This is a genomic window from Weizmannia sp. CD-2023, assembly GCF_036225245.1.
In the GTDB taxonomy this organism is placed as follows: Bacteria; Bacillota; Bacilli; order Bacillales; family Bacillaceae_C; genus Weizmannia; species Weizmannia faecalis.
In genome coordinates, this window is record NZ_JARTJQ010000106.1 from 1 (window position 1) to 8183 (window position 8183).

Genomic DNA, 8183 nt, shown 5'->3' on the forward strand with positions numbered 1-8183 from the left:
AAAACTTGACACATACCGGCGTTTCCGGCGCTTTGACTGCAAACGGCGCTGTGGTAAGATGAATATATGAAAAGTTTTTTAAACGAATAAAAAGGAGGCCCGAAAATGAAAGCAGAGGCGCAGGCGGATTATATCGTCGTGAAAGCGTTGCAGGACGGGGTGAGCGTCATTGGGCTGTCAAGGGGTACCGATACGAAGCTGAACCATACGGAAATGCTGGATGATGGCGAAGTGCTGGTCGCACAGTTTACCGAACATACTTCCATGATCAAGATTCGCGGTGAAGCGCAAATCATGACCGGCATCGGGAGTTTGCAAAGCGAAGCGAAAAAATAAACCGAAATCAATTTGTTAACGGCCGTTTTACATATGTGATATAATAAACTACAGCTTATTTTTAGGCCAGATCAACGAAGAAACGGGGAAAGGGTTATGTCATACCAGAGGGAGCAGCAAATTGCCGCAATCAAACAGGCGATTGAAGAAGAAGTGGCACACGACTATTTAAATCAGTTTATTGATGCCCCATACATAGATGAAGACCGGATTTTGCTTTTGATAAGCAGCCTTGCGGGGCAGCCGTATACGGAACATGAAGTGAAGCAGTTTGTTGCGACTGCCATGCTGATCCAGATTGCCCTTGACACCCATGAAAAAGTAACCAATGCAAATGAAAATCAAAAAAACCGCCAGCTTACTGTTCTAGCGGGGGATTATTTCAGCAGCCTTTACTACAAACTGCTTGCGGGCGTGCACAACGTCCGGCTTGTCGGCATACTGGCGGAAGGAATCAAATCCGTAAATGAATATAAAGTGATGCTTTACCAATTTGACGATTCCGACGCGGAAACGTTCGTCGGGCATTTGAAAAAAACCGAATCCGCGATTATTACAAAATTTATGCAGTTTTTCGGTTCGCAGCCGCTCATCCGTTTAAGCGAAGAACTGCTTTTGTTTAACCGGCTGTTAAGGGAAAAGAAACAGGCTGAAAACGGGAAGCGCTCCATCCTGTTTGAAGCCTTGAACAAAATGGCTTACCCGGGTGACGGGCGCCCTTTTGAGCAGCTGCCGCATGAGAAAAAGCGGAAACTATTTTATATTTGTGAGAAGTATTTGAAAGAAAGCATCCGTGCGCTGCAGGCTGCGGCCATGTCGTGCGGAAACGAAATGCTTTCAGAGCGGATCCGCCTGCTGATGGGGCGGTATGGCGATGCAACGAGATTATATGCGGAGGAAGGGTAACCATGATGCCAAAAGAAGAACGGGTACACGCCGTTTTCGAAAAAATTTCGCAAAACTACGATAGAATGAACTCGGTGATCAGCTTCAGCCAGCATAAGCGGTGGCGGAAAGACCTGATGCGGAAAATGGCGGTAAGAGAAGGGAGCAGCGTACTCGATCTGTGCTGCGGGACGGCGGACTGGACGATTGCCCTCGCACAGGCAGTGGGCGAATCCGGCAGTGTGACAGGTCTCGATTTCAGTGAAAGCATGCTTGAAGTCGGGAAGCAGAAAGTGGACGCGCTCGGCTTAAAAAATGTCGCGCTCCGTTACGGAAATGCAATGGAACTGCCATTTGAAGATGCAACGTTTGATTATGTGACGGTCGGGTTCGGGCTCAGGAATGTCCCGGACTACAAACAGGTTTTGCAGGAAATGTATAGGGTGCTGAAGCCCGGCGGCATGGCGGCCTGCCTGGAAACCTCCCAGCCGGTGATTCCCGGGTACAGGCAGCTTTATTACTTTTATTTCCGCCGGATCATGCCGCTTCTCGGACAATGGTTCGCAAAAAGCTACCGGGAATATTCCTGGCTTCAGGAATCGGCACTACAGTTTCCGGGAATGGAAGAACTGGCGGCTGCTTTTTCCAATGCGGGTTTTGGCAGGATTTTGTACAAGCCGTTTGCCGGCGGGGCCGCAGCTGCACATATTGCCTTGAAAGAGAAATGATGATCGGATGGAGACGGAATGAAGGTACAAATGCTGTACTCGTTTTTAAAAACGGATATTGAGCTTATTGAACAAGAGCTGGCCAACGCTGTCGCATCAAACGCTGCCTTGATACAGCAGGCATCTGAAAGTTTGCTGAAAGCGGGAGGAAAAAGGATCCGCCCCGTATTTGTGCTGCTCGGCGCGAAATTCGGAGATTACGAAATCGAACGTGTCAAAAATGTCGCTGTTGCACTGGAATTGATCCATATGGCATCGCTTGTGCATGATGATGTCATTGATGATGCCGAATTGCGCCGGGGAAAACCGACCGTAAAAGCCAAATGGGACAACCGGATTGCCATGTATACAGGCGATTATATTCTCGCAACCGCGCTTGAATATATTACAAAAGTGGAGGATCTCTCCGCCCACCAAATTCTGGCGGATACACTTGTTGAAGTGTGCGTCGGCGAAATTGAGCAAATTAAGGATAAATACCGCTTTCATCAAAACTTGCGCTGTTACTTAAGGCGGATCAAGCGAAAAACGGCGTTGCTGATTGCAGCCAGCTGCCAGCTCGGAGCGATTGCATCGGGCGCCGACGAAAACATCCACCGCCAATTGTACCGGTTTGGCTACAATGTCGGGATGAGCTATCAAATTATTGATGATATCCTGGATTTTACCGGCACGGAGAAGCAGCTTGGAAAACCGGCAGGCGAAGATCTGCGCCAGGGCAATGTAACGCTTCCGGTGCTTTTTGCAAGGGAAGACCCAAAAATCAGAAAAAAGCTGGAATATGTCCATGAGCACATGCCAAAAGCGGAGCTTGAAGACGTTGTCAGACTGGTTAAACAGTCCGGCGCGATCGAACAGTCTTATGCAGTGAGCAACTGCTATCTAGAGAAAGCGCTCGATACGCTTGAGCAGCTTCCGGATACCCGTTTTAAAAAAATGCTGGCAGATTTGGCGCGTTATATGGGAAAAAGAAAGTTTTAAAAGAAAGCAGGGCTGCCGGGCAGTGCCCTGCGTTGGCGGCCCGGTTTTGAAGCGCTTACTTCAAACATATTGAGATTTTCCCGCCACCATGGTACGATTTTCTATGGTCAAGATGCCTTACATAGTAGAAATGCGAATGGAGTGGATGAAGATGGAAAGGACTTTTTTAATGGTAAAACCGGATGGGGTCAGCCGCCAGCTGATCGGCGAAATCGTTTCCCGCTTTGAAAAGAAAGGGTTTCGGCTTGCGGGGGCAAAATTGATGCAAATTTCGAATGAACTTGCAAAAAAGCATTACGCTGAGCATAAAGAACGCCCTTTTTTCAATGATCTCGTGGCATTTATTACTTCCGGTCCGGTCTTTGCCATGGTTTGGGAAGGCGAAAACATCATCGCTACCGCACGGCAAATGATGGGCAAAACGAATCCGGCCGAAGCCGCCCCGGGGACGATCCGCGGTGATTACGGCGTGATTGTCAGCAAAAACATTATTCACGGTTCCGACTCGGCAGAAAGCGCGAAACGTGAAATTTCCCTGTTTTTCCGGGAAGATGAGCTGATCTCATACAGCCGGCCGGCGGATGCTTCGATTTATTAAATCATGCAAAAAAAGATTGGCGATCCTCTCCGCGCCAATCTTTTTTTATGTTAAAATAAACGGTATGAACCAACAAATCTGAATAAAAATACGGGGATTGCATAATGAAAACAGAACTGGATGATTACGGCCGGTTCATTGCGCAAGTCAAAAAGAAAACGGGGATCGATTTATCTTTGTATAAAGAAGCGCAAATGAAAAGAAGGCTGACGACATTATATGAAAAAAGAGGTTTTTCATCTTTCAGTGAATTTTTTCACGGACTGGACAAAAACGAACATTTGCTGGAAGAATTTTTGGACAGAATGACGATTAATGTTTCAGAATTTTATAGAAATAAATCGAGGTGGGATGTGCTCGAACGGAACATTTTGCCAGGGCTGCTGAAAGAAAAAGGAGAAAAACTAAAAATCTGGAGCGCCGCTTCTTCTACGGGCGAAGAACCGTATACGATGGCGATGATCTTGTCCAAGTATTTACCGCTTAAAAAGATTCAGATCCTGGCGACCGATATTGATCAAAAAGCCCTGCAAAAGGCAGAAGCCGGCGTTTATTCCGAACGTTCGATCCTGGAAGTGCCGCGCGAAATGAAACAAAAATATTTTCAAAAAAGCAGCGGAGGTCCGTTCTATCGAATTGCGGACGAAATCAGGCGGGCGGTGGTGTTCAAACAACATAATTTGCTGCACGACCCTTATCCGGCAGCGGATCTGATTATTTGCCGGAACGTGCTGATTTATTTTACAGAAGAAGCCAAAGTGTCTGTTTACCGGAATTTCAGCAAAACGCTGTCGGCAAACGGCATATTATTTGTCGGCAGCACGGAGCAGATTTTCAATCCGGCTGCGTATGGATTTGAAATTGTAGACACCTTTTTCTATAGAAAAATATAAAGCGCTCCATCTATTCGATTTATAGCGATTGTGGTATAGTAATAGATATGTAATGCTTTAAAGTGATGAAGGGGGATGCAGAATGAGATATTTGACAGCAGGCGAGTCGCACGGCCCGGCGCTGACAACCATTATTGAAGGCCTTCCGGCGGGCATGCCGCTGACAGCTGAAGAAATTAACACTGACCTTGCTAGAAGGCAGAAAGGTTACGGCCGGGGACGGAGAATGCAGATAGAAAAGGACAGGGCAATCATTTCTGCCGGCGTTCGCCACGGATTGACGCTCGGTTCGCCGGTTGCGCTCACGGTTGAAAACAGGGACTGGGTGCACTGGAATAAGATCATGGGCATTGAGCCCCTTCCAGATGATGCGGACGATGTGAAACGGCGTGTGACCCGTCCGCGCCCGGGGCATGCCGATCTTGCCGGCGGGATCAAATACGGGCACAGGGATTTGCGCAATGTGCTCGAGCGCTCTTCCGCACGCGAGACCACCGTTCGTGTGGCCGCTGGGGCTGTCGCGAAAAAACTGCTGAAAGAGCTTGGCATTGAAGTGGCCTCGCATGTGCTTGAAATCGGGGGTGTACGCGCGGAAAAGGTGCCATATGATTCCCTTGCTTCCTTGCAGGAAAAAGCGGACGGTTCACCGGTACGCTGTTTGGATGACGGGGCGGCGCAAAAAATGATGGAAGCGATCGACACGGCAAAGAAAAACGGCGACTCGATCGGCGGCATTGTCGAAGTGATCGCAACCGGGATGCCGGCCGGTGTCGGCAGTTATGTTCATTACGACCGGAAGCTGGATGCAAAGCTGGCACGCGCCATCATCAGCATCAATGCGTTTAAAGGGGTGGAATTCGGGCTTGGCTTTGAAATGGCACACCGGCCCGGGAGCGAAGTCCATGATGAAATCGCCTGGTCGGAAGAAACGGGCTATACGCGCAAAACAAACCGGCTCGGCGGCTTTGAAGGCGGTATGACAACCGGCATGCCGATTGTCGTAAGAGGCGTCATGAAGCCGATCCCGACATTGTATAAGCCGCTTCAAAGCGTTGATATCGAAACGAAGGAACCTTTTGCAGCGAGCATCGAACGTTCCGACAGCTGTGCGGTGCCGGCAGCGAGCGTCGTCTGTGAGGCCGTTGTCGCCTGGGAGCTGGCGGAAGCGATCACTGCCCAGTTTTACAGCGACAGGATGGATGTGCTGAAAAAAACGGTTGCGGAGCAAAGAGAATACGGAAGGTTGTTTTAAATGGAAACGATCATCATTGATACAGAAACAAAACAGTACCCGGTATACATAGCAAGCGGCGCGCTCCAGGAGCTGGGTCCGCTCGTCCGCAAATATACGCGCTGCATGGTCATAACAGATCAAAATGTCCGGCCGCTTCACTTGGACAAACTGCTTTCGCAGCTTCCGGAAAGCGCGGAACAGTGTGTACTGACCGTGCCAGGCGGGGAAGATGCCAAAACGTTTGAAGTCTACCAGGAAGCTTTGACGTTTGCCGTGGAACATCATTTAGACCGGAAATCATGCATTCTTGCCTTTGGCGGGGGCGCGGTCGGCGATCTTGCCGGTTTTGTGGCGGCAACCTATATGCGCGGCATTGCGTTTATTCAAATCCCGACAACCATTTTGGCCCATGACAGCTCGGTCGGCGGCAAAGTAGCGATCAATCACCCGCTTGGAAAAAACCTCGTCGGCGCTTTTTACCAGCCGGAATTTGTATTGTATGACACAGATTTCCTGCGCACGCTCCCCAAAAAGCAGCTGTTAAGCGGATTTGCCGAACTTGTAAAGCATGCGCTTCTTTCGGATAAGGAGTTCCTTAAAGAATTGCAAACAAAGATTCCGGACGGCGGGCATCTTTTATCCCCGCATCTTCCGGACTTGTTGAAAAAAGGGATCAAAGTAAAGGCAGATATTGTCCGCAAAGATGAAAAAGAAACGGGTGTGCGTGCCTTTTTGAATTTCGGGCATACGCTTGGGCATGCCCTTGAGGCGCACGGCGGGTTCGGGAAAATCACCCATGGCGAAGCGGTCATGACCGGTATCGTCTACGCGCTTTTGATCAGCAGGGAACAGACCGGCCTTCAATTTGATTTGCCGCAATTTCTCAGCTGGATCGAAACGCTCGGCTATGATTGGAAAATTCCGGCTGGCGCAGCATTTGACGAAATCTATGCTTATATGAAACGCGATAAAAAAACAATTGCCGGCAATATTCACTTCGTCCTGCTTGAGTCTGTCGGCAAACCGGTGCTGACTGAAGTGGACAAAGACCGGCTGAGCCGTCTGTTTCTGCTGCAGCAAAAGGGGGATTTGCATACATGATACGCGGAATACGCGGAGCGACGACGGTCGAGCGCGATCACGAAAGCGAAGTCCTTGCTGCTACTTCTGAGCTGATGAATGCCTTGATCGAAAAAAACGGGATCAAGCCGGACCGCGTCGCTTCCCTTTTGTTTTCGGCAACAGCTGATATCCGTTCGGCTTTTCCTTCGAAAGTCATGCGCCAATTCAGCGGCTGGAAGTATGTCCCGATTATGAATATGCAAGAAATTCCGGTTGAAGGGAGCCTTGTCCGCTGCATCCGTATCCTGATCCATGTCGACACGGACATTGGGCAGGAGGACATAAAACATGTGTATTTGCGCCGTGCAGCCGTGCTTCGTCCGGATTTAACAAAATAAGAGAATGCTAACGTGTCACGAACCGAAAGGAGAGAATGCGATCACCCCCTGGCTTGCGCTCTTGCATGGAAGCAGGGGACTCTCGCTAAAGATGATGAAATGGAGAACAAAAATTACGGATTTGCATGCGTATGTGCCCGGAAAGACCATTGATGAAGTGAAAAAACAATACAGGCTCGATTCAATCGTGAAACTGGCATCCAATGAAAATCCGTTCGGCTATTCCCCGAAAGTGGATGAGGCTTTGAAAAACTTTCAGCCTGCTTTTACCCGTTATCCGGACGGGCACGCCTTACAACTGAGACAGAAAATGGCCGCACATCTCGGCGTTGATCCAACCGAACTGATTTTTACAAACGGGACGGACGAACTGATCCAAATCGTTTCCAGGTCACTCCTCGAACCAGGCAAAAATACGGTGATGGCCGCACCGACATTTTCCCAATACAAACATAATGCCATCATCGAGGGCGCCGAAGTCCGTGAAGTACCCTTAAAAGACGGGCGGCATGACCTGGAGGCGATGCTCGGGCAAATTGATGAAAACACGGCGGTTGTCTGGATTTGCAGCCCGAACAATCCGACGGGGACGTATACGACCGAACAGGAGTTGACCGCTTTTCTTGACCGCGTGCCGGAAGACGTGCTCGTTTTTATCGATGAAGCGTACAGCGAATACGTGGTCGCAAAAGATTACGAACAGGCGCTGGCATTATTCCGCCGGTATCATCATTTGATTGTCAGCCGGACTTTTTCGAAAATTTACGGACTTGCCGGTTTACGCGTTGGCTACGGGATTGCCGATCGAACGATCATCCAAAAGCTCGAGCCGGTGCGCCCGCCATTTAATACCAATGTCCTTGGCCAGCTGGCTGCCCAGGCGGCGTTGGAGGACCAGGCGTTTATCCAGAGCTGCCGCGACAAAAACCGGCAGGGGCTCGAACACTTTTATGCGTTTTGCCGCCGCAACAGCCTTGCATTTTACCCGTCGCAGGCAAATTTTATTTTAATCGATTTTCAATGCGATAGTGAGGAAGTTTGCCGGTTTTTGCTTGGCAGGGGATATAT

General features: G+C 49.4%; 10 protein-coding genes. All 10 read left to right on the forward strand.

Annotated features, from left to right (window positions below):
• Positions 1-105: 105 nt before the first annotated feature.
• Positions 106-336 (forward strand): trp RNA-binding attenuation protein MtrB, encoded by a 231-nt coding sequence (mtrB, locus tag P9687_RS15415; RefSeq protein ID WP_017550470.1) that lies wholly within the window; start codon positions 106-108, stop codon positions 334-336.
• 96 nt (positions 337-432) lie between these two features.
• Positions 433-1242 (forward strand): heptaprenyl diphosphate synthase component 1, encoded by an 810-nt coding sequence (locus tag P9687_RS15420; protein WP_017550469.1) that lies wholly within the window; start codon positions 433-435, stop codon positions 1240-1242.
• Positions 1243-1244: 2 nt separating this feature from the next.
• A complete protein-coding gene (locus tag P9687_RS15425) occupies positions 1245-1949 on the forward strand; it encodes a demethylmenaquinone methyltransferase (protein WP_017550468.1) in 705 nt (234 codons plus the stop codon).
• A gap of 18 nt (positions 1950-1967) precedes the next feature.
• Entirely contained in the window at positions 1968-2930 is a 963-nt protein-coding gene (gene hepT / locus P9687_RS15430) for a heptaprenyl diphosphate synthase component II (RefSeq protein WP_017550467.1), read from the forward strand.
• A 151-nt stretch (positions 2931-3081) separates the two neighbouring features.
• Positions 3082-3528 (forward strand): nucleoside-diphosphate kinase, encoded by a 447-nt coding sequence (gene ndk / locus P9687_RS15435; RefSeq protein ID WP_017550466.1) that lies wholly within the window; start codon positions 3082-3084, stop codon positions 3526-3528.
• Between the two features lie 104 nt (positions 3529-3632).
• A complete protein-coding gene (locus P9687_RS15440) occupies positions 3633-4421 on the forward strand; it encodes a CheR family methyltransferase (RefSeq protein ID WP_017550465.1) in 789 nt (262 codons plus the stop codon).
• An 82-nt stretch (positions 4422-4503) separates the two neighbouring features.
• Complete coding sequence (aroC, locus tag P9687_RS15445; protein ID WP_017550464.1) at positions 4504-5673, forward strand: chorismate synthase; 1170 nt, start codon at positions 4504-4506, stop codon at positions 5671-5673.
• Positions 5674-6756, forward strand: a complete 1083-nt coding sequence (gene aroB, locus P9687_RS15450; protein ID WP_061577307.1) for a 3-dehydroquinate synthase — start codon at positions 5674-5676, stop codon at positions 6754-6756. It abuts the gene before it with no gap.
• Positions 6753-7115 (forward strand): chorismate mutase, encoded by a 363-nt coding sequence (gene aroH / locus P9687_RS15455; protein WP_014098164.1) that lies wholly within the window; start codon positions 6753-6755, stop codon positions 7113-7115. The genes aroB and aroH overlap by 4 nt, the downstream gene beginning before the upstream one ends.
• A gap of 91 nt (positions 7116-7206) precedes the next feature.
• The coding region (hisC, locus tag P9687_RS15460) for a histidinol-phosphate transaminase (protein ID WP_328228919.1) at positions 7207-8183 on the forward strand (977 nt) is incomplete at its 3' end.

Coding starts and splice junctions, on each gene's coding strand:
- mtrB (WP_017550470.1), top strand. CDS start 106: ATGAAAGCAGAGGCGCAGGCGGATTATATCGTCGTGAAAGCGTTGCAG.
- P9687_RS15420 (WP_017550469.1), top strand. CDS start 433: ATGTCATACCAGAGGGAGCAGCAAATTGCCGCAATCAAACAGGCGATT.
- P9687_RS15425 (WP_017550468.1), top strand. CDS start 1,245: ATGATGCCAAAAGAAGAACGGGTACACGCCGTTTTCGAAAAAATTTCG.
- hepT (WP_017550467.1), top strand. CDS start 1,968: ATGAAGGTACAAATGCTGTACTCGTTTTTAAAAACGGATATTGAGCTT.
- ndk (WP_017550466.1), top strand. CDS start 3,082: ATGGAAAGGACTTTTTTAATGGTAAAACCGGATGGGGTCAGCCGCCAG.
- P9687_RS15440 (WP_017550465.1), top strand. CDS start 3,633: ATGAAAACAGAACTGGATGATTACGGCCGGTTCATTGCGCAAGTCAAA.
- aroC (WP_017550464.1), top strand. CDS start 4,504: ATGAGATATTTGACAGCAGGCGAGTCGCACGGCCCGGCGCTGACAACC.
- aroB (WP_061577307.1), top strand. CDS start 5,674: ATGGAAACGATCATCATTGATACAGAAACAAAACAGTACCCGGTATAC.
- aroH (WP_014098164.1), top strand. CDS start 6,753: ATGATACGCGGAATACGCGGAGCGACGACGGTCGAGCGCGATCACGAA.